At 46.7% G+C, this 21,699-nt stretch carries 17 protein-coding genes and 4 pseudogenes; 4 read left to right on the top strand and 17 right to left on the bottom strand.

Going from position 1 to position 21,699, the window contains the following annotated elements:
- Window positions 1–4 precede the first annotated feature (4 nt).
- From ABEA66_RS14890 to ABEA66_RS14930, 9 genes and pseudogenes are all read right to left on the bottom strand, one after another.
- Entirely contained in the window at window positions 5–1,060 is a 1,056-nt protein-coding gene (locus ABEA66_RS14890; protein ID WP_079913306.1) for a bifunctional transcriptional activator/DNA repair enzyme AdaA, read from the bottom strand.
- A 209-nt stretch (window positions 1,061–1,269) separates the two neighbouring features.
- Window positions 1,270–1,433 (bottom strand): annotated as a pseudogene (locus ABEA66_RS14895) (IS1182 family transposase); the annotation flags it as partial.
- A gap of 526 nt (window positions 1,434–1,959) precedes the next feature.
- Window positions 1,960–5,040 carry a glycosyl hydrolase gene (locus ABEA66_RS14900; RefSeq protein ID WP_345588427.1) on the bottom strand — a complete coding sequence of 1,027 codons (3,081 nt, stop codon included), beginning with the start codon at window positions 5,038–5,040 and terminating at the stop codon, window positions 1,960–1,962.
- A gap of 25 nt (window positions 5,041–5,065) precedes the next feature.
- The gene (locus ABEA66_RS14905; RefSeq protein WP_345588429.1) at window positions 5,066–6,070 is read right to left on the bottom strand and encodes a glycoside hydrolase family 130 protein; all 1,005 of its coding nucleotides are present in this window, start codon (window positions 6,068–6,070) and stop codon (window positions 5,066–5,068) included.
- Between the two features lie 77 nt (window positions 6,071–6,147).
- Window positions 6,148–6,975, bottom strand: coding sequence for a carbohydrate ABC transporter permease (locus ABEA66_RS14910; RefSeq protein WP_345588431.1), 828 nt, complete (start codon window positions 6,973–6,975; stop codon window positions 6,148–6,150).
- A gap of 13 nt (window positions 6,976–6,988) precedes the next feature.
- Complete coding sequence (locus ABEA66_RS14915; RefSeq protein WP_345588433.1) at window positions 6,989–7,891, bottom strand: carbohydrate ABC transporter permease; 903 nt, start codon at window positions 7,889–7,891, stop codon at window positions 6,989–6,991.
- A gap of 67 nt (window positions 7,892–7,958) precedes the next feature.
- Window positions 7,959–9,323 carry an ABC transporter substrate-binding protein gene (locus ABEA66_RS14920; protein ID WP_345588435.1) on the bottom strand — a complete coding sequence of 455 codons (1,365 nt, stop codon included), beginning with the start codon at window positions 9,321–9,323 and terminating at the stop codon, window positions 7,959–7,961.
- A 165-nt stretch (window positions 9,324–9,488) separates the two neighbouring features.
- Window positions 9,489–11,135 carry a response regulator gene (locus ABEA66_RS14925; RefSeq protein ID WP_345588437.1) on the bottom strand — a complete coding sequence of 549 codons (1,647 nt, stop codon included), beginning with the start codon at window positions 11,133–11,135 and terminating at the stop codon, window positions 9,489–9,491.
- The gene (locus ABEA66_RS14930; protein ID WP_345588440.1) at window positions 11,128–12,939 is read right to left on the bottom strand and encodes a sensor histidine kinase; all 1,812 of its coding nucleotides are present in this window, start codon (window positions 12,937–12,939) and stop codon (window positions 11,128–11,130) included. The genes ABEA66_RS14925 and ABEA66_RS14930 overlap by 8 nt, the downstream gene beginning before the upstream one ends.
- A gap of 146 nt (window positions 12,940–13,085) precedes the next feature.
- Between ABEA66_RS14930 and ABEA66_RS14935 the strand changes: the two are divergent.
- A pseudogene (locus ABEA66_RS14935) lies at window positions 13,086–13,202 on the top strand (hypothetical protein); the annotation flags it as partial.
- Between the two features lie 165 nt (window positions 13,203–13,367).
- Here the strand turns inward: ABEA66_RS14935 and ABEA66_RS14940 are convergent.
- The 4 genes and pseudogenes from ABEA66_RS14940 to ABEA66_RS14955 form a co-directional block, all read right to left on the bottom strand.
- A complete protein-coding gene (locus tag ABEA66_RS14940) occupies window positions 13,368–15,323 on the bottom strand; it encodes a carbohydrate-binding protein (RefSeq protein WP_192705313.1) in 1,956 nt (651 codons plus the stop codon).
- A gap of 84 nt (window positions 15,324–15,407) precedes the next feature.
- On the bottom strand, window positions 15,408–15,566 hold the full coding sequence (locus ABEA66_RS14945; protein WP_192705312.1) for a hypothetical protein: 159 nt from the start codon (window positions 15,564–15,566) through the stop codon (window positions 15,408–15,410).
- A gap of 140 nt (window positions 15,567–15,706) precedes the next feature.
- A pseudogene (locus ABEA66_RS14950) lies at window positions 15,707–16,327 on the bottom strand (glycoside hydrolase family 130 protein); the annotation flags it as partial.
- 202 nt (window positions 16,328–16,529) lie between these two features.
- On the bottom strand, window positions 16,530–16,670 hold the full coding sequence (locus ABEA66_RS14955) for an AraC family transcriptional regulator (protein ID WP_345589304.1): 141 nt from the start codon (window positions 16,668–16,670) through the stop codon (window positions 16,530–16,532).
- A 282-nt stretch (window positions 16,671–16,952) separates the two neighbouring features.
- Here ABEA66_RS14955 and ABEA66_RS14960 point away from each other — a divergent pair.
- Window positions 16,953–17,673: pseudogene (locus tag ABEA66_RS14960) on the top strand (IS5 family transposase).
- A 25-nt stretch (window positions 17,674–17,698) separates the two neighbouring features.
- On the opposite strand, the gene ABEA66_RS14965 reads toward ABEA66_RS14960, so the two are convergent.
- Window positions 17,699–18,121 (bottom strand): hypothetical protein, encoded by a 423-nt coding sequence (locus ABEA66_RS14965; RefSeq protein ID WP_345588444.1) that lies wholly within the window; start codon window positions 18,119–18,121, stop codon window positions 17,699–17,701.
- Window positions 18,122–18,254: 133 nt separating this feature from the next.
- The gene (locus tag ABEA66_RS14970; protein ID WP_345588446.1) at window positions 18,255–19,220 is read right to left on the bottom strand and encodes a helix-turn-helix transcriptional regulator; all 966 of its coding nucleotides are present in this window, start codon (window positions 19,218–19,220) and stop codon (window positions 18,255–18,257) included.
- 124 nt (window positions 19,221–19,344) lie between these two features.
- Here ABEA66_RS14970 and ABEA66_RS14975 point away from each other — a divergent pair, with 124 nt between their 5' ends.
- Window positions 19,345–20,238 carry an alpha/beta hydrolase gene (locus ABEA66_RS14975; protein ID WP_345588448.1) on the top strand — a complete coding sequence of 298 codons (894 nt, stop codon included), beginning with the start codon at window positions 19,345–19,347 and terminating at the stop codon, window positions 20,236–20,238.
- Between the two features lie 96 nt (window positions 20,239–20,334).
- Here the strand turns inward: ABEA66_RS14975 and ABEA66_RS14980 are convergent, their stop codons facing one another.
- Window positions 20,335–20,550 carry a winged helix-turn-helix transcriptional regulator gene (locus ABEA66_RS14980; protein WP_345588450.1) on the bottom strand — a complete coding sequence of 72 codons (216 nt, stop codon included), beginning with the start codon at window positions 20,548–20,550 and terminating at the stop codon, window positions 20,335–20,337.
- Window positions 20,501–20,872 carry a helix-turn-helix domain-containing protein gene (locus ABEA66_RS14985; RefSeq protein ID WP_345588452.1) on the bottom strand — a complete coding sequence of 124 codons (372 nt, stop codon included), beginning with the start codon at window positions 20,870–20,872 and terminating at the stop codon, window positions 20,501–20,503. The genes ABEA66_RS14980 and ABEA66_RS14985 overlap by 50 nt, the downstream gene beginning before the upstream one ends.
- Window positions 20,873–20,983: 111 nt before the next feature.
- Between ABEA66_RS14985 and ABEA66_RS14990 the strand changes: the two genes are divergently transcribed.
- Window positions 20,984–21,634: a nitroreductase family protein gene (locus ABEA66_RS14990; protein ID WP_345588454.1), complete on the top strand. Its 651-nt coding sequence runs from the start codon at window positions 20,984–20,986 to the stop codon at window positions 21,632–21,634.
- The last annotated feature ends 65 nt before the right edge of the window (window positions 21,635–21,699 follow it).

Below are 21,699 nucleotides of genomic sequence, written 5' to 3' on the forward strand. Positions count from 1 at the left end.
TTATTTAATCCACCACTCTCTCATTCTTCTCATGGTCAAGCAGCCATTGTTTTCGAGATATCCCTCCTCCGTAACCGCCCAACTCGCCGTTCGAGTTGATCACTCGATGACATGGAATCACAATAGCCAGCTGATTGGCTCCATTTGCTTGGGCTACGGCGCGAATAGCGCTTGGCTTTTCAATCGTCGAGGCAAGGTTGCCATACGAAGTCGTCTGACCGGGCGGAATTTTCTGTAATTGTTCCCATACCTTTTTCTGAAAAGGCGTTCCAATTAGTTTCACAGGCGTTTTGAATTCGGTTAACTTGCCTTCGAAATAATCCCTAAGCTCCCTTTCAATCGAATCGATCGGCGGTGTGCTGCCCGGAATGACCGCGGATTTTGTCTTCCTTCTTAGACGCTCGATCTCTCGCTCCAATCCTCTGCGATCTATAAATTCGAGTAAATATAGCGCTTGTTCATCGGCGATTGCGATCATCGGGCCAAGACGCGTATCCAACCACGATGCCTTTAAAATCTGTTGATTGCCCAATTGGGCAGGCGCTGCACCCATAATGCGCGAAAACGCATCCCTGAAGCCGCTGCCGGATTCGTAACCTGCGGATAACTGTGCTTCGATGACCGCGCTGCCTGCTCGGATCTGCTTTAAGGCTATTCCCATTCGCCGAGCTCTTGCATATTCAACAAAAGTCATTCCGAATCTCTTCTTGAACTGGCGGCGCACAGTTGAGGCATCCACAGATAATTTTCGGAAGTCTTCGTCTGTCCAGCGGTGTTCGGGGTTTTCTTCCACCGCGTTGACTAGCTTACGAACCAGCTCCGAGACATGGCCCGGATGAGACAACGGACGGCAGCGTTGGCAGGGTCTGAATGATGCCAGAAGGGCTTCCTTAGCAGTCTCATAGAATTCACAGTTTTCAAACTTAGGTTTTCTTGCCGGACAGGTAGGCCGACAAAACACACCAGTTGTCTTGACTCCTACATAGAAAATGCCTTCATACTCGGACTTCTTATCGATAAGCGCCTGATAATACGTGAGTTTCCTGTCGGGCGGTATCATTCTGCTCCTCCTTTTTTCATAACAGTTTCAAAATGAATTGAAGCCTTCTCCGAACACAATTATGATTATAATATTTTCAAAAAATCGTTGCGCCGAAAATCGGGCATTAATTTTTCTATGAACGCAATTCTAAGCGAGTCGGTGAACACTCCGGCTCCGATCGCCAGATATTTTGCAGCGAACAAATAGCAATCTGTAGCGCAGCCGAAGATGAATTGATTTTCGGTACCTATCTGTACATTGCAGCCCGGTTTGAGCTGACCGTTTCTCATGTGATTTCTTTCATTCGCATAAAATTGGCATCTTTGTCGGTCTTACTGTAACTGTTCCGGCTGCCTAAAATTTGTTTATGCGTCTCATACTTTTGAAGGCGAGCAGGAGATCTTTGCTGAGTGTACGCACGGTCTTCTTAAGCGGCTTATCCTTCGGTGTTTTTCCTGCAGTTTCTTCCAAGTGATGGATGCGATCATCTTGGGATGATAACAGCAGGCAAAGTTGATCCACGGTATATTGAAAATACAAAGAAACCGTTCCTTTCGTAAATGGTGGGTGGTACTTCCATTTTACCAAGGAACAGTTTCTTTTAATAATGGGACAATGCAGACTTCCCGATATCCATTCCGCATCGTTTCACGAATCGAATCTTCCTGGATCGTCTGAGCCTTTTATTAGGCTATCGTAGTCCGTTTGAGCTTAACTCACCTTGCTTATACTTCGCTCGGCCATCAATAAATTGCTCTTCATCAAGCACGGAAAGAAGACTCTCCGTAATCGTTACAATGCGGGTAACCATATATCTAGGGCAGGAAACCTTTGCACTAAGCTAATAAGAAAAGCGGTGTGGGGATAGCCTAAGCTTACCTATCACCGCTGTTGTCTCGTATTTCGAACTCCTGCAGTTACAACTGCAGTTCTATCCGTGGTGCATCCTGAAAGCCCAATCGGACAAATGAATAGTGGTCTTGATATATCCGAGTATTGGGATCCAGGTCCTTATCGGTCCATCCGGGTTTATCTTTGAAGCTATCCGGTCCCACCTTGTATACCTCGCCTTTTATATGATGATGGGGACCCAGCAGATTGCGACAGCTGTTCGCAAGCTCTAGCTCGATGATATTATCCCCTCTTCGGAGCAATGCTCCGATATCCGCCTCGTAAGGCTCCCACAGAAAAGTATGAGCCTGTTCGCCATTGACGATCAAGCGCGTGACAATGGCATCCGGCGGCACCGGGAATCGCAGTCTAGCCACGGACCAAACTTCATGGTTCAGCTGAATTTGCTGCCGCAAGCGTAGCTTTCCTGCAAAGAACGGAAGCCCCTGCCGGACGAAATCCCCCGCCTGTACTTCTGTCGGCGGCTCCGTAAGCTCGAACGGACCGTCGGTGCGAACGGCGCGCCTCTCGCCTTCCGTATAAGACGATTTCGATCTGACGCCGAACTCCCCCAACAAATATACGCTCTCGATCTCGGAATCAAGTGTCAGTTTATTACCTTCCGATTCGAACACGGCCGCCCGTTCTATGGTTTCATAGGTAGCGCTCGAATTGCTGAAATACGATGCAATAATCAGCGTATTGCTTCCCCTTACGGCCAGTCCGCGAATATCGATCTTGCGAAAGGAGGTATCCCTCCACCATCCGCAACTTACTGGATTCACCACGCAACCGTTCAGCGTGATCTGCGTAGTTTCTGGCTGTTCCATAACCATATACAGCTCTCGTGGAACTGACACATCGAAATCAACCTGAAATTCGAATTCCAGCTCTATATGAACCGGGCCCCCTATGGCCAGCAGCTGTTCCTGGATAAAAATAATCGGCTGGCGGTCTGACCATTCGCCGTCCTCTATTCGCAGTCGGCAAGTATCCAGCGTCAAGCTATTCAGATCTGAATATGCAATAGTCCATGGCCGGTCCAGCGAGTACGCGATCCTTGCCTTCGCTCCGTCAGACATTGTACGAGCGGCGGCTCCAATTCGGTTCGCTTGTAAGTTTTCCCCCTTAAAGATTTTAGCAGTTACCGGCACAAGCCGAAGCATATGCGATTGCGCCGGAAGCAAGCAGAGCGTGAACCGAACGCCATCTTCCGTTCCTACATGGTTAAGCGGAACCACATCGCCTGTAGTCAAATCAATCATTTCTACAGTACCACTTCGCAGCAGTTCTACCTGAATTTCTTCATAGCATTCTTCACCGGAATTCACCAAATAGTATAAGAAAGCACCTTCCAGTGTTAATGTCTGCACATTGATCGAATCCGCAGCTATTGGTTTTCCTGTACTATCCGTCACCCGGATGAATGGCGCTGCTGCAGCGGATACCGCTTGCAGCAGTTCCTCCCGGCTCCACCCTGGTTTCTGTGCATAACCGAGAATTTCTTTCAATTCCTCACTTTCCGCTCCGTTCATCTGCGTCGGATACGGAGAAAATGCGATAAGGCGTCCCCCTTGCTCCATAAATTGCTGAAGCAGCTGTACTGTCCTCTTGTTTAAAGAGATGCTCGGTGGAATAACGACCACATTGTAGGAAGCCTGCCCTACGATGAATCGTCCGTCACAGACGCTGCCATGCGTTTCGATGATGCTCTCACTGCCGTAATCATGCTCGAGAAAGCTTTGGCACATCCAGCGCGTAAGTTGAGCGAAGGATTGGTGATATGGGATGATAGCTGAGGAGTCGTGTCCGCATTGCGCCACCCATGCCGAGCGGATCGGATGAAGCAGGAGGACGTCTGCCTGACGATTGCCTTCTGACAACAGAAGCGATAACCGTGCGAAGTAATCGTTGTATGCACGGTAATCATCCCACCATGGCTGCTGATAGAACAAGGAAGGCGGGTAATCACGCTTGCGCAGCCCTTTGAGCGAATATCCCTGCAAATGCTGGCAGATGGAGTTGATGCCATGAACGAACTGCCATTCCCCGATCCTTTTCAAATCCTGAAAGCCTACATTCCATCCGGAGCACCCGTAACTTTCTGTGATGGTCCTCTTCTTGCCAAGCTGCCGGGCTACCGAACTAACCTGTTTGGGAACAATCGGCTCTTCACTTACAAACCGCCCCAGCCAGTCACATCCAGGAATTTGCAAATATTCATAAAATGCCATCGGATCTCCGACAGAGGTGATCTGATTCATTAATTCCTGTTCATCAACGACATGACCTGTAGCTACCCAGCCTCTGCTATGGCACCATTCGCCGATTTGCTTCGCATAAGCCTGAGTGAACATGGCGGTGACGCATTCCCAGTAATCGTACCTCGCCTTCCCGCATCCTTCCGTCGTGAAGAAAAGCGACGGAAGAACATCCCGTATATCATATCCATAACGGGAGCCGAACTCTTCTTCCAGGTCGAACGACCATGGATTTTGTCCCCTCGCGAATTGAGGTTCATCGGTGAATACGCCTCTTACAACTTCTCCGAATTCCTCTCCAAACTTGTCCCAATACGCTTCGTAGGTCGAATCGATGAAAGCGCGAACCGCTTTCCTACTGAGCGTATCGATATAATACGGATTCACCATGTAAAAAATACGTAAGTCGGCGTTGCTCTCTTCACCGGTCATTAGCCTGCGGTAACCGTTCCCGGCTCTAGCATAGTAAGCAATCGTTCGTTCCGGCGATAATCGGAACGGGGCTTCCTCATATGCAATCCGCTTTTGCTGAAAGTCGAGACCCATTGCGGGCACCTGACCGTCAGCAAATCCGCTCGGCCAGCCGTTCTCGTCGTAAAGCCACGGCTCCATTCCAAGCGATTTGCTTTTCTCTATACAAATTCGAATCGCCGCCATCCATTCCTCACCCATATAAGGCGTTTTTAACCCGCTCCGGGCATGCATGAAAAAACCGCCTATTCCCGCATTATGCATCTCTTCAATTTGCCTCTCCAACTCGGCTATCTCCAGCTTGTCGTTCCATGACCAAAACGGTACACTACGGTAACGGTTCGGTGGCCGCCGTAGCTCTCCCCAGAACGTCAATATTTCCACCTCCTAACGGGCTGACTCATCCTTCCAGACAAAGCTTGAGCAAATCGTCCACATGGGCTGTCGCCAAGCATTCCACTGTATCGGCGGCCCCGTAATAGATTTTAACTTCGCCGCTTTTCTCGAGAACCATTCCACCTGGAAAAATAACATGATTGCGGAAGCCTCCGTCCACCTCGTAGTCTGCTTCAGGCGCAAGCAGAGGCTTTTTGTACATTCCGACGATCTTTTTCGGGTTATCCAGATCGAGCAGCATAATGCCGGCCGTATACCGTTTTTTCCACGTCGGCTCCCATCCGTTTTTGCCTCTGGAAGGATCGATATCGACCGCATGAAACAGAGTTAGCCAACCTTTCTCTGTTTTTACGGGTGGAGCAGCGGGACCGATCTTATCGTTTGCGAAAGGCACCTGCTCCACTGCCAGTAGCAGGTCGGAATTTCCCCAGAACTTCAAATCTGGCGATTCGGATATCCAGGTATCAAACCGATCGATCCCACCCCGGCTGTATACGGTAAACGGGCGCTCTAGACGAACGTAACGGTTATGAATTTTTTCCGGGAACAAAACCATATTTCGCAGATCCGGCGTCGACAAGCTGAGTACTTCAAAATGTTCGAAATCGTCAGTTACCGCTACGCCTCCACGAATGCCGTGCAAGGTGTCCACAGCAAAACACATATAGCAGCGTCCGTCGATAACGGTTAACCGTGGGTCGTAAGCGCGAACGACTTCCTCGTTATGCATTTTAAAGCAGGGCTTCGGACCCGCTTTCCAATGGATGCCGTCATCACTGAACGCAATGCCTAAATCCGTCGTATGATGCGGTTCTATCGATTGTTTCTCAAGTGATCCGTAATCATTGCGGAATACCATCACGTACTTACCGTTGAACTTGGTGACGCCCGCATTAAAGACAAGTGCTGTCGGATAAGGCACAGAAGCCGCATCCAGAATCGGATTCGCCGGATACCGCTTAATAATGCTGCTGGAGAACAGGTCTCCAATCAAAGGTAACGATGTCATAAAAATACTTTCCTCCTAGTCATAATATAAGCTTAAGAACAAACGAAGACCTGTAAGGACCCCATAGTATTTGCAGGCTAACCTTTTAACGAACCTGCTGTCATCTGCATAAATGATTTGTTGGCGAACAAGTAGACGATCAGGATCGGTAGGATGGACAAGCAGGCCCCCGCCATCATCAAATGCGTTTGCGAAGCGGCAGCTAACCCATATTTCAAATTGGCGAGACCGACGGTCAGCGTCTGCAATTTGGGCTTACTCATAGTAAACACAAACGGCAGCAGGTATTCGTTCCATGCTCCGCGAAACGTGAACAGCGCGCTGACACCCAGTCCCGGCGTCAGCAGCGGAACAATAATCTTCCAGAATGTTCCTCCTCGTGAACAGCCGTCGATGCGCGCCGCCTCGTCCAATTCTTTGGGAATGCCGTTCATAAAGCTAAGAAGAATGAAAAAGGTTGATGCATGTGCACTGATCAGAATAAGGATGACACCCCACAGTGTATTATGCAGTTGAAGTTTAATCATTAGTTCGAACTGGGGTCTTAAGACAACAGCGCCGATTGCGACGAACATCGTAAAGGCTTGGATTCCGACATACAGCTTCTTCCCTCGAAATTCCATCCGGTTTACAACATATGCGGCCATCGAAGATACTAACAACGTACCGATCGTAACGGTAATCGCAACAAATAAACTGTTTTTGGTGTAGGTCGAAAAATTAGCTTGCTTCCAGGCTTCCACGTAATTGCCGAATTGCCAGCTGGAGGGCAGCAAGGTCGCGCCCGTGGTTAATTCGATGTTCGTCTTGAAAGAGCCGAAGATTGTGATGACAACCGGAAACAACGTGACTAACGTAACCAGAAGCAGAAAAACCCATAAGACGATGTTCCATACGATTCTCATGATGCTATCCTCCTCAATCGTTGCGGTTCAGCCGTTTTGAACCAAAGAAATACAGTAACGTGATCAGCCCCACAATAATCGCGGTGACGAAGGCAACGGCGCTGCCATACCCGATTTCCTGTACCTGCGTAGCCGCTCCGGTGCCTGCAGTAGGAAAAAAAAGCTTGTATACATAGAGAAACATAACCGTTGTCTTACCGATCGGACCTCCATCGGTCATAACCATAATGCTTTCATACCCTTTGAGTGCGTTGATAATTGCAAGCATGATAATCATTTGCAGCACCGGACCCAGCATCGGTATCGTAATATACCAGAACTGTTGCAGCTTATTCGCTCCGTCGAGAGAGGAACTCTCATAGACGTCCTCCGGGATGTTCTGGAGACCCGCAAGAAAAAGCAGCATGTAGTTGCCGACAGCCCCCCAGACAGCTACAATGATCACGGTCAGCATGGAATGATCCACACCGAGCCAATCGAAAGCTTGATGAATAACCTTGTATTTCATCAGAAATTGATTCAGGATGCCGTTATACGAATTGAATATTGTAAAAAAGACAACGGCCATGACGGCCGTGCTTATGATCGTCGGCATAAAAAATATCGCCCGCATCAGGTTCCTGCCCCGAATCCCCCGGTTAAGTATTACGGCTAAAAGTAGTGACAGCGGAATCGAAATGGCCAGCTTCCCACCGGCATAAACGAATGTATTTACGACGGAATCCCAGAAATCATGGTCCTTCATTACCCGGACAAAATTATCCAATCCAATAAACCGTTCCTGACCGTACCCTTTATAATCGTAAAACATATACCTCATGGCCCATAAGATCGGGTAGATCCCTAGAACAGCGGTTAGAATAAAGCTGGGAAGCAAGTAACTGTAGGCAAAAGCGGCATGTTTGGCTTTATTCAATCCATCTCAACTCCTTATTTGTATACATAAGGATGGGGCGTCGGTCATCCCCATCCTCATAGAAATGTTATTTGACAAATTTCCCAGCTAAGTCTGAAGGTTTGAAATCCGGCATAGGCTGCACCTTGACGTCGCCTTTGGCGATAGCCGTATCCAGCGCAGCATTATAGCGCGTATTCAAATCAGTTATGATGGAGTCCAAGTCGCCTCCGCTTAGAATGTACTTGAAGAAGGCATCATCGGATTTTGTTCCTTGTACTGGCACGACAGGATAGACTGGCCAGACACCATCATATTTGTTAGGCAGGAACCCTTCGATGCCCTTCACTTGAGGCTTGGCCGCTACCGCGCTTATCGATGGCACCATCGCAATGCCGAATCCTTTTTCCTGGTACTGTTGCAGCAAAGAATCGTTGTACATGTACTTCATAAATTTCCAGGCCGCTTCTTTATTAGCCGTTTTTGAACTGAGTGCAAGCCATTGGCCCCCCAGGAAACCCGAGGCTCCGTTGAAGCTTCCATTGATTGATGGAACCGGTGCCGCCGCCCAATCGATTTTGGCCGGGAACTGCGATTGATATACACCCGCTTCGGCTGAGAATGAGAGATACATCCCGATTTTACCTTGGGCGAACTGCGCACGCAGCGGATCGATATCAAGTGATTCCACACCGGGCAGCATGCTGCCATCGTCTTTAATTTGTTTGAACGCCTGGATGATCGGCTTCATGCCGCTAAAGTCGTAGCGGGCAGTCTTGAAGTCATATCCGAACCCTCCGTAGCCGCTGACCTCAGCTATGACGCGGGAAGAACGGCCGAGCGCGCTGCCTGGATTCTTGAAATTTTGTGCGAATCCGTAAGCTCCAATCGCTTTGCCAGCTTCGGTAAGTTTCTTTGCATCCTCGACCAGCTCCGCCAATGTTGTCGGGGGGGTTGTAATACCCGCTTTAGCGAAAAGCTCCTTGTTGTAGATGAGGCGCATCGTCGTGCCGTAATTCGGAAGGCTGTATCTTTTTCCGTCAAAGCTGTTCAGATCTTTCATCTCCGGGAATTTGGCTTTCAAGTCGTCAGTCATGAATTCATCGATTGGCGCTAGGAAGCCTTTTTTATAAAACGTTTGAATCGTATTTTCTTTGACCCGTATAATATCAGGCGGTTCTGCGGTTTGGAACGATAGATCGAGCGCCTGGTCGAAATCGTCGCCCTTGACCACCAGCTCGACTTCAATGTTGTCCTGATTTGTCGTATTGAACTTATCAACCATTTCTTTAATAAAATCAGAGTCGTGGCGGTCACCCGTCCAGTAAGTAATCTTCGTTTTCGCTATGGGTTTATTCCCTTGTCCTTCTTTTGGCCCGTTATCGCTGCTGCAGGCCACCAAGCTGCCTGCCATAGCCAATCCAAGCAACGCCGGAACTATACGTGTTTTCATATCTCATTGCCTCCCCTTTTCAATTCGTGATCTCTATGTCCTTATTTTAAACCTGAAAGCATTATTACATAATGCGGTAATCCCCACATTAAGGGCAGGTTTTTTTAGCCGTTATATAAAAACACCCCCGGTTCCTAGGAAACGAGGGCGTAAAGATGTGACGGGTTAGGGCTTGTTATCCTGTGAAGAAGCGCTCTTCCCCATGCTGTAGGCCTTGAACTCGGAAGGCGTCATGCCGGTATATTTCTTGAAGATTTCGCTGAAATACCTTCTATGCTCATAGCCCAGTGTCAGTGCTATTTCTTGTACCTGGTAACCGTCAATGAGCATGGACTTGGCTTTCTCCATTTTTTGTTGGGTAACGAACTGTTGATAGGAGATGCCGAGCACTTTTTTGAACAGGTTGGAAAAATAGCCCGGGCTTAGATTTACCTGCTTGGCACAATGCTCTAAAGACAAATTCAATTGCAAATTCGCACAGATGTAGTCTTTTGCCTGATAAATCAACTTGACGGATTCATCCGAACGTTCCTCTTCCATCCAGCCGCAGGCTTCCGTGCAGTGATTCCTTATGCGCTCCCGCATTTCCTGAAAGGTGCTGTACCCCCGGAGGTTCACCGAACCGTATTGGCGCTCCAGTGTGAAAACCCTCTCTGGCGGAAAATATTCGAGCATCAACCGATTTATTTTATTCGAAAGCTCCATGCATAGATTCTCGACATATTGCGGTTTGGGTAGAGGATCACTGTTTATCCATCTGTTAAAAATCCGCTCCAGAATATGCAGGCAGTTGTCCTTATTTCCAGAACGCAAAGCGAACAAAAATTCCTGCTCTGTTGAAATCGAATACGTTGGCAGGCTGTTACTCCGTCCCGCCGAAGGAGAATAGCTGTTGACGCCGTCACCTTCCGTGTAGAAGTGGTACGATAGCGCACTTAACGCCTGGGCATAGGAATGAGGTAGTTCCGAAATGGTATCGACGCACAGACCTACGCCGACAGAGACGGTAGATTTCGCAAACTGGGAAATATTCGCACGGCACGCTTCCGAAATTTGCTGTGCTGTGATATTGTCTATGCAGTTAACGATGCATATGAACCGGCTCACACCTTCACGAAACACCATTCCACGTGTCCAGGCAGCTATCGTCTCCTCCAGTATATTCCGCACAGCAAATTGAATTAATTCAATCTCCCGCGCAGGTTGGCTGCCATACTTGTCCGGGAAATGGTCGAGCTCAACGATGAAAATGTTGAAGTGACGCGGCTCCAATTCGATCTTGAGCTGCTCCCATTCCTTCAATGCCCGCTCTTCACTTGCCGGATGATGCACGAGAAGCGATACATATTCCCGCTGTAGCATAGGCATACTCGTACGCGCACTCTTCTCGAGTTCTAGCCTCTCAGAATGTTCCCTCATCTCCTCCTCATAGGCTTTCTTCGCTTTGAGAACAACCTTCACAATCTCATCGATCGAGAACGGCTTTTTGATAAAGTCAAATGCCCCCAGTCGAATCGCCTGCTGCGTATAGGAGAAGTCAGTATATGCGCTTAAAATCACGATTTTGATATGCGGCGACACTTCAAGAATCGCCTCCGTCATAGCAAGTCCATCCATTCTTGGCATTCGAATATCAGTTAGGACAATATCGGGCTTCAACTCTCTAACGAGTCTGAGTCCCTCTTCGCCATCTAAAGCAGTGCCGACAACCTCGACACGATGCTCATGCCACGATGGCTTGCGGGCAATCATGTCAACGACGCTGCGGATGTCATCGATGACACATAATTTTACGACCGGACTCTCATTCATAATACTCTCCCTCTCTTTTCCTAATGGGAATCCAGAGATCGGTTCTGGCTCCACTTCCCAAGCTGCTGAACAGCTCCATGCTTGCTTTCTCGCCATAATAGAGCTGGAGCCGGTTTAATATATTATAAATTGCATATCCTTTCTTCGAGCTAACTTGATGAATCATCGCCTGCATGACCTTGTCCATTTCCATGCCGGTGCCGTTATCTTCGATCACCAGATGCAGCATATTATGTTCTCTACTTACCGATACGCGAATGATTCCCCCGGACCGGCGGTTGCTGAAGCCATGCTGAATGCTGTTCTCGATGATCGGCTGGAGCAATATCTTCGGTACATAGCAGGTTAACAGCTGCTCATCGCTTATGTTGATAACGTATTCGAATAAACCCTCGTAGCATTTTTGCTGAATAGCACAGTACTGCTGTGCATGGGACAGCTCATCCTCTAGCGTATTCCAATCACGGCCTCCGCTGAGCCCCAATTGGAACATCTGGCTCAATGCAAGAATCATCTCATTGACATCGTTATTCTCGCCCATAACCGATTTGCAATATATCGTGTTCAAGGTGTTGTACAAAAAATGAGGCTCCATTTGCGCTGTGAGCGAGCGTAGCTCCGCTTTTCGCTTGCCAGCCTCACTCGACTTAACATCATCTATCAGACGATTGATCTCATCCAGCATCCGGTTGAATTGAAAGCCGACCTGGGCCACCTCGTCGCGGTAGCGGCTCTCGAAACGGACGGAAAGCCGGGTATCCTCCACTTCCCGCATCAGTCGTTGCAGCTTGAACAGGGGGTTGAGCAACAGTGCCGTCAATTTATTCGAGAACAACCACGCCACCAATAAAAAGACGATCATGATGAAAATCGTTGTACGCTGCACAAGATTCATCTGCTCCAGCAGCTTGTCTTTGGGCTGCATACCGAACAAAAGCCAATCTTTCACAACGCCAGAGCGTGTATAATTTACCAAGTAATCCGTTTTATCAAAGCTATGAAAAAAGGACCCGCGGGTATTCGAAGACACGTTACGCAGAAAAAGCTCATCCTTCATTAGATTATGTTGTGTAGACCAGGCGGTGCGGATGACATCCTCGCCTTTAGAATCGATCATAAAGTAGTTACTGTCATTTTGGGATGAGTGCTTATTGATAACCCCGATCAAACTGTTTTCATTTATATTGACGACGATAAATACATTAGTGCTCGTCACATTATCCTGTGTTCCTTTGGTGACGAAGGACAATACACGCTTTTCTCCAGTAAAAAATATATCCGTATGTCCCTTGACCCACAATCCATCCGGTTTGTCTTTAATCTCATAATACAAATTCGACTCGTAGAATGATAGGGACTGTGACCTTCGCTGCGCCGTCGGGTAAAAATCACCGATCGGGGTAGCTATAAGAATGCTCTCGATCAGAGGATCATTATAGCTCAATTGAGAGAAAACATACTGGAATCCGGACAAATGAACATAATAATTCGATATATTGTTGCTCTGAACGTCGAGCATCATTTGCCGGAATGCGTCGCTTAACATCAACGAACGGAGAGAAATTGAGATGCTATTCAGCTTATCGTCCAAAATTTGCGTCGTCTTGTCCACTGCCTCCTGGCTCGAGGTGAAAGCGTTCTTTTGCAGCTCCTTGGATGCAATCCAATAAGAGCTGGTTCCTACAACGCTAATGGCCAATATGATTAACAGAATGAATGAGGAGCGAATTCTTTGTTTGAAAGATATCCCGTAAAACAGATCGTAAAACTTCTTTCGAATGACTCTCCCTCTCCGCGCGCTCATGGTTCTCCTCCGTCCTTTCCTCAAGGGTCCAAGGTTTTTCCGGCAATCGGTCGAATATATAACGATGCTCTCCTTGGCTGCTGTACTTGTCCCAGACTTGGATTAAGGATACCATGTTATCCAAACATCAAGCTAGCTTAAACTGCGAATTTGGCGGCCTGCTCGGATATGCACCAGTTATAGCAGTAAACGGCTTCAACTGCGCGAACTTCGTTAATCGTGGCGGACGAATCCCAGCTCCAATTCATAGCTTTAAGAAATAATTGAAACCTCAAACAGCAAGTCCCTATTTCACTTCACTTAGGAGACTTGCTGTTTTTTTGTGTTAGTTGATCAGTCGTAGAAAAAACTTTAGCAGAATGAAGAGGCATATCATTTGATACCCCCCTCTATCCATCTTATTGCAATTACATCAAACAGTTTCCATTCTATTTGAACTGGAACCAAGTTAAATTTGCAACTGTGGTTGAATCTGACTTAACAAAAGTAACATATACAGTATGGGTTCCTACAGCTGTCCCGGTATTAAGCGGGATATTCTTGACTGACCATGTCTGCCATCCGCCTGTGCTTTCTGCCGTCCAATAACCCAGCATAGTGCCTGTAGGACTGTCCAAGTGGAATTCTATCCTTCCGCCGGAATTAGCGGATGCAACCTTCAAATCAATACTTGTTTTAGCTGTACTACCAAAGTCTACATTTTTAAATGCTATATAGTCGCCATTACTCCCTCCACCAACATCCAGCCCACCATCAGTGCTTGCCTCATAGGATATAACACCTGAACTAAGGTTATAGCCTTCCGCTTCAAATTTCAATGTGTTGAATTTTGGAGCTGCAGCATAGCTGTTAGTATCTGTTATTTTCAATTCTGCCAATGTAGTTGCCGCAACTCCACCGACGCGAACATTGTTTAATGTAACTCCGGAGACAGTAGATGTGTCACTCCAACCCTTCATTATTGAAACTTCACCTAAAGCGCGTAAATTGATATTATTATAGACCACATTTTTTATCGGACCGGTTTTTGCAGAAAGATCAAACCATCTGGAGTGAACACCGGATCTTGGCCAGAAGCCTTCAACATCTATATTGTCAAATATGATGTTTTGTGCTGCTGGAGTTCCATAAAGATGACCTACCGCTAAAGCGCGCCAGCACCGGTATACATAAGAGTTTTTAACAACGATGCCATCCTGAAGCTGTTTTACTCCATCTCCAACCTTGAATGCTCCACATCTGCTCCAAGCGAAAGCATCATCCACAACTACATTTGACTGGTTTTCAGGACTTCCCGGCCAGTTTGCAGCTATATCCGTAGTTGCTACATCCCAGGTCTTAAATGAGTAGGTGTCATCCTCTGATACTGCTACAGTGTGCTTTATGAGTACATTCTGGCTCTCTTGAATGTCTATTGCATCATTTTCATAATCAAGTTCATTGTTGTTGAAGTGCTTTGTATTCTGGAATGTTACGTTATTAGATCTTGTAACGATTGTAGCCCAGCCACCGCTGTCTCTTATGGTTATGCCGTCAACCGTGAAGTTGCTGCACTGCAAGGGTACAAGAATATTGTTCAAATAATTGTTTGTATTTCTCATATAATGGCCATTGCCGTCAATAGTCCCCCTGCCGTATATCTTAATATTGTTTGCATTTGTTTCGGTATAGATAAACCATGTTCCATCCTTTTTCAGAGAATTCTTATGAAAATGGGTAGTGTAATCGCTTGGATTTCCTGAACCCCTTATAACAGAACCACCCTCCAGATAAACCGAAACATTGCTTTTTAAAACAAGGTTTCCGCACTTATAAACTCCGGCTGGAACGTATACTATACCGCCACCTGCTGCGTTAGCCGCATTGATGGCGTTCTGTATTGCAGTTGTAGCCATAGCGGACCCGGTACTGTCGGCACCGTATTGAGTTTTAACATTGTATATACCTGTACCGGATGAAGCCGGAACATTGGTTTCAAGAGCATCTGCCGCAATAACCAGATCTTTCAGGTTATTGATTTTAACTATAAGATATCTTGGTGATGAAAGTGTAAATGTAAGTGTATTTCCGCTCTTTGTTGCAGTGATTCCCAAAGCTTTGGGAGAAATATTATATGTATTGATTGGCTCGCTTGCTGTAATTGTGATTGTAGTAGTACCTGAAAAAGAGAAATTACAATAATTATAGTTTACAAATACCTCCGAAGTGTCAATTACCGGTATATTCGTAGAGTCTGCTGTTACCGTGTATTGACTGGTCGTGGTATAGATCGACGGTAATGGATAGCTTACAACTGTAGCCGCGCTTGCTGTCAAAGGAACGACAGTTACAAGACTGGCCACCATACAAATAATTAAGCTTAAAAACTTTAACCGCTTTAACATAAATAAACACCTCTTTCATATTTTTTTAGAAAACACTCTATCATCAATGAATGATGATTTCACCAGCGATGCTCTTTACTCTTTTCATAAAGTAAATATATTCCTGCTCAGCTTCGGAAGTGGCAGAGTAATACTAACCTTTTCTGCATCAGCAAAGTTTCCTTTTAAAATACGGCCCCGGTTTTGTTGCACCTTGTGCAGGATTTCTGCGTTGGTCGCTACTACTGAGCTGTATTGTTGCATTTTATGCACAATCTCCCCACGGTCGCTGCTATTGATTTAGCATTGTTGCACTTCATGCACAATCTCCGCGCAAGCCGCTCCAATCATGGCACATGGCCCCACTGTTACTCCGCATTTCCGCCCTCAGCCTGCTTCCAATCTTATCTATGCTCCGGCTCCAGACAGAGCCGGAGCAGATCGTCCACATGGGCCGTTGCCAGACATTCCACCGTATCCGCAGAGCCGTAATAGATCTTGACCTCGCCGTCATCCTCCAGAATTATCCCTCCCGGAAAAATCACATGATTGCGGAAGCCCCCGCCAATCTCATAGTCTGTCTCCGGTGCCAGCAGCGGCTGCCTGCTCATGCCGATCACCTTGCGGGGGTTCTCCAGATCCAGCAGCATAATTCCGGCGGTATAGCGCTTCTTCCAGGTGTCCTCCCAACCTTGCTTACCACTGGCCGGGTCCACATCCACCGCATGGAAGGTGGTCAGCCAGCCCTTATCCGTCCGGACCGGAGGTGCGGCCGGGCCAATCTTGTCATTGGCAAACGGCACCTGCTCGACGGCGAGCAGTAGGCTGGAGTTGCCCCAATGCTTCAGGTCCGGCGACTCGGAGATCCAGGCATCGAAGCGGTCCCGGCCGCCGCGGCTGTATACCATGAAGGGACGCTCCAGCCGGACATACTTGCCGCCGATCAACTCGGGAAACAGTACCTTATTGCGCAGGTCCGGTGTAGACAGGCTGAGCACCTCGAAGTGTTCCAGATCATCGGTAACCTCAGAGATGTTATTAGCATACGCTTCATCATTGGTAGTACCCTTATATATCCCTTCTGTATTCGCTTACAACCTGATTATAGACGGATTGGCGCATCCGGATAAGGCGGGTAAGCCCACATTAAGGGCAGATTTCTGCAGCAGCTTTATACAGAGAAGGGAGGCCACCTCCGCCCTGCGGACATGCCTCCCCTGCGCATTCTTATTCTTTTCCAAGATAATGCAGTTTGAAGTCGGACGGGGTCATGCCGGTATATTTCTTGAACACCTCGCTGAAATAGCGCCTGTGCTCATACCCGAGATACTGGGCAATCTCGGACGGAAGGTCCCGGATATCCTGCAGGGAAGGTCAAAGACTGTACCAGGAGTTGCATAAATTGATTTAATTCATCAGACGTCATTTTTGGGTAATCTAAAATGATATATTGGAAGAATGTATAGTTTCGATTTAGGATGTAATAGAAAGTCATTAAGCTGAGTGCTATAGCGAAAATGGTTCTTATAATATCTAGGATGTGTCTGAAAACTAAATAACATGGTAAGATTTGAGAGAACGAATGGGGCGTCAAGCAGGATTCAAAGACGGTACGAAATAAGCGATGAACAGTAGGAACAAATTAAGGGCATGTTTCCACCCTACAAAACAGGACGTCCGACAAAATTAAGTGAAAGAACCATATTTAACGCTTTTCTATGGATCGCTCGAAGTGGTGCTGCCTGGCGCGATCTACCGGAGTGACGCTATGGTTCATGGAAAACGGTCTACAGTCGCTTCTGCAAGTGGCGAGATACCGGACTGCTTGTCGCGATCTTCCAAACTCTTCAGGTCGAACCTGACTTTGAAAACTTGAGCATTGATTCTACATCGGTCAAAGCCCATCAACATAGTGCTGGTGCTAAAAAAACGCCCCAGGACACGAAGTGAATCAGCACATCGGCGTCAGTCGTGGCGGAAAGACAACCAAACTTCACGCCGTCGTCGATGGATTAGGACCCCCCTTGCTTTTCTTCTGACGGGTGGTCAAGTCTACGATTCCGTTCCAGCGATCGATTTACTTCAGAAGCTTGATATTACAGGAAGTCATATTCTTGGCGACAAAGCTTATGGCTCAGAAGCGATTCGGAATTGGATTACAGCTAAGCAGGCATCCTACACCATCCCGCCTAAAACGAATAGTCAAAACCCATGGAAAGTCGATTGGTACCGCTACAAAGAACGCCACTTAGTGGAGTGCTTTTTCAATAAAATCAAACACTTTCGCCGTGTGGCTACTCGTTACGACAAGTTGGCCAAGTCATTCCTGGCTTTTGTGTACGTAGCTGCCATTTTCAAATTGACTCAATGAAGAGTTTTCAGACACGACCTAGACTTTAAACAATTGTTGCACAGTATCCTGTTTGCTTACCTTTTTCAACTGACTGGATATAGCCATCAAAGTAATAAGGGATCTCATCTTCCTTTCCATTCTGAATTCTGCCTCTTACTTTATCGAATGCAAATATTGAAATTGAAAATTCAGGCTCACCAGTAACTAAAACGGGCTGCTCTCTTTCTTGTACCCAATAATACTTCCCGCCGTAGTTCCTTCTTGCCACTTCGAAAATGTAACTTCCAACCATAGAAGAAACAGAATCCAAAGTATCATTATCTAATTCATACTCACATAATTCTTCAAGAATATCGTCTACTTTACGTAGACTTTGTACACTAAAATCAAAATTTCCTTTATCGGAGAAGTTATTTTTGAAGCTTTCTGCCGTTGAAATAATGTCTTGTTCTAATCTACTTTGCATAATCTAACCTCCGATTTATACGCCATTGCAAATTAAACTTGCTGGCATATCACAAAATATATATTTTTACTTTTTCATCCCCTAATCTATTCACCAGACATTTCCATTATCCTCCCCGTTGAGACTAGGAGTTTCAGGTATTGTACTCTTCGAGAGTGCGGATCAACTTTCTTTTGACAGCTTCTCTTAGTTCTTCCGGTTGAAGCACGACCGCTTCTGTACCGAACGCAAAAAAATAATCGGAAAAGAATGGTATCTCTGAAGATAAAATAGCCGCTTTTAGTAAGCCTGTACCGTTATCGGAAACATGAACTTCTCCCCAAGGGAAAATCCAACTCTTATCCCGGAATAACTCAATTCCTTTTACCGTCAATTTTACTTTGACCTCAACGCTTTCTTGTTCGCTGTAAAAATGAAATCCCCAGTTCGTTAAGTCCACCTTTGAAATATCCACTGGAGGCGTTATCGTCTCGGCGTCCGCCAAAGCGGCCGAACGTATCCGATCAACCCGGAACAACCGGAAGGCTTTTCGCAGATAGCAGTAAGCTGGGCAAAACCAATATCCCTCATAGGCATATATACCGATCGGCTGAATCGTTCTTTGATTGGCCTCATACGTACGAATTCCATAATGGATTGTTACGGGCAGCCTTCTAATGGATGCTTGGAGCAATATTTCAAGGTATTCGGAGCGTTCTTGGCGTGTATGCGTAAAGAAGTCAACTCGGTGCCGCATCTCATCTATCTGGCTTTTCACATCCTCCGATAAATGCCTGTAAAATTTACGAAGTGCGGATTCTGCAGATGCCTCGAAGGGCAGCGAACTGAAGTGTCGAAGAGCATGGGAAGCAAAAAAGAGTGAGAATGCTTCATTTTCCGTAATTGAAATAGGTGGAAGACTTCGCTCCGTAAGAACCTGGTATCCCCCTCCTGCACCTACTTGAGAGTATAAAGGCACTCCCATTCCACTCAGCTCCTGCAAATAGCGCAGCATGGTCCGGGTAGATACACCAAACTCTTCAGCAAGCTCTTTGACGGTGAATTTCCGTTTCCGATTTACCGCCATCATCAATTCAATCAGGCGCCTTGATTTTCCCATTGAATTTCCCCCTCCTCCAAAAAACAGTGACAAGTTTTGTCGCATTTGTATTATACACTATGAATAAGCCGGAACAGTGGCTAGTAGAATTTCTGGACAAACACTACGGAAAAGAGGTATATCTATGACAAAAGAACAACGTCGGATCGTGGATACTATGCTGCGGCGTCCCCGACCCGTAAAGCCAAAAACTATTGAGGAGATGCGTGCGGGCTTCGCTGCAATGATGGCGACTATGAAAGTACCTTCGGGTGTTCGGAACAAGCCAACGACGCTGGGTAATAGACCCGGTGTCATCGTCGACCCTGTAAAGGATGCCCTTCCGGGAATAATCCTCTATTTTCATGGCGGATCGTATATTATGGGTTCTCCCCATACGGCCATGTCCCTTACCGCGAATCTAGTCAGCAGGACCGGGATCCGGTCTATCTCACTCGATTACCGTCTGGCTCCGGAACATACGTTTCCTGCTGCCCTTGACGACGCGCTTGCGGCCTACCGTGAGCTTCTGGAGATTGGAGTTGACGCGGCGTCTATCGCGTTTGCCGGCGACTCCGCCGGCGGTGGTATTGCTGTATCGACATGCTTGACGGCACGGAACGCAGGACTGCCGATGCCGGCAGCGGTAGTGGCGTTCTCGGCGGGTTTAGATAAAACGCACTCTGGGGCTAGTATGGATAGCAAAATTGGGCTCGATCCGTTCTTCACTCGTGAGAGCTTTGAATTTACGGATGCGATGTACCTCGCTGGACAGGATCCGAACCATGAACTCGTAAGCCCCGCGAGGTTTGCCGATCTGACCGGATTCCCACCGCTCCTGCTACAAGTCGGAACCAACGAGGTCCTCCTTGACGACTCCACGCAGTTAGCCGACCGTGCACGGGCAGCTGGCGTGGATGTAATCCTTGACGTTACCGCCGACGTCCCGCACGTTTTTCAGGCGTTCGCCGGTATTCTTGATGAAGCCGATCAAGCCCTGGATCGCGCCGCGCTCTTTATTACACAGCACATCAAATAAAAATCGGTGGCTTTTTCTTGTTATCTGTTCACGATAATTGGAAATGAAATATAATGAGGAGGACGTAGCCCAAGCGAAGGCGCGGGAGCGTCCTTTTTATTGAACTCCTACTATTTTGTCTCCAAGCTTCTTTCCGAATTTCTCCATTAGATCAAAAATTGGAATCAATGGCTCCCCTTTTGATGCTACTGAATACTCAACAATCGGAGGTAATGCGGGATAAACTTTACGATTAATTAATCCATCCTCTTGCATATTTGAATTAATATTTTCCAAACCCATCTTCACATGTAATATCCAATTCAAGTACATCGTAGAGGTTTCTTTTTGATTCCTCTAACTTTTTTTGAGCCTTCTCGATTTCAGATATTTTCTCCTTAATGATATGTGTTTGAACGTCTTTGGACATTCCATTTCTCTCGATCATGGCTTTTATTTCGTTAATGGAAAATCCCATGGATAAACATTTTTTTACGACTTCTAAATAAGCAATAATTTCTGAAGCATAATCCCGGTAATTATTCTGTTCCCTCCTAATATAATCATCGGTAATAATTCCCATTTTCTCATAGTAACGGATAGTTGATATAGGAAGGTTAACCATTTTTGCAACTTCACTAATCTTTATATTCATCACCCCAATGCCTTCTCTTGCTATAAAGTATACTTCATAGTTTACAATTCTAATAGTGAGGTTAAGGGACCGGAATCTCACTATTAGTATAGATGAAGGAGAGAACACTACATGAACACAATCACTGGCAAATTCCACAAAACTAACAATTTCAATGAAATTGTCTTGGAGCGCCGTTCGGTGAAAGTCTACGATTCAGAAGTGAAAATTAGCCGGGAGGAAATGACCGAAATATTAACGGAAGCTTCCCGTGCCCCTTCTGCTATAAATATGCAGCCCTGGCGTTTCCTTGTTATCGACAGCCCAGAAGGCAAAGAAAAGCTTGCCCCGCTAGCATCCTTCAATCAGACGCAAGTTCTGACTTCCTCCGCTGTCATCGCGGTATTTTACGATGCTAATAACATGGAATATATTGACGAGATATTTGGCAAAGCTGTAGAACATGGATACATGCCACAGGACATTATGAACATGCAGGTACAACAAGCGAAATCCTACTATGCCAACCTATCTGAATCCGACCTGCGAGACATGAACTTGATTGATTCGGGTATTGTATCCATGCAGCTCATGCTTGTTGCACGAGCCCATGGATATAATACTAACCCAATGGCAGGATATGATAAGGAACGGATTGCTGAAGTCTTTGGTCTTAATAAAGACAGGTTCAAACCGGTCATGTTAATCTCAATCGGAAAAGCAGCCAAAGAAGGTTATCCTTCTTACCGCCTTCCCGTTGAAACCACTACGACTTGGGCATAATCGAACATAAGCTGCCTCTCCACCAGCTGGACACGCATGTTTACCCTATGTTATTAAACATAGGG

It is taken from the genome of Paenibacillus vulneris, from assembly GCF_039543185.1.
GTDB classification, from domain to species: Bacteria; Bacillota; Bacilli; order Paenibacillales; family NBRC-103111; genus Paenibacillus_S; species Paenibacillus_S vulneris.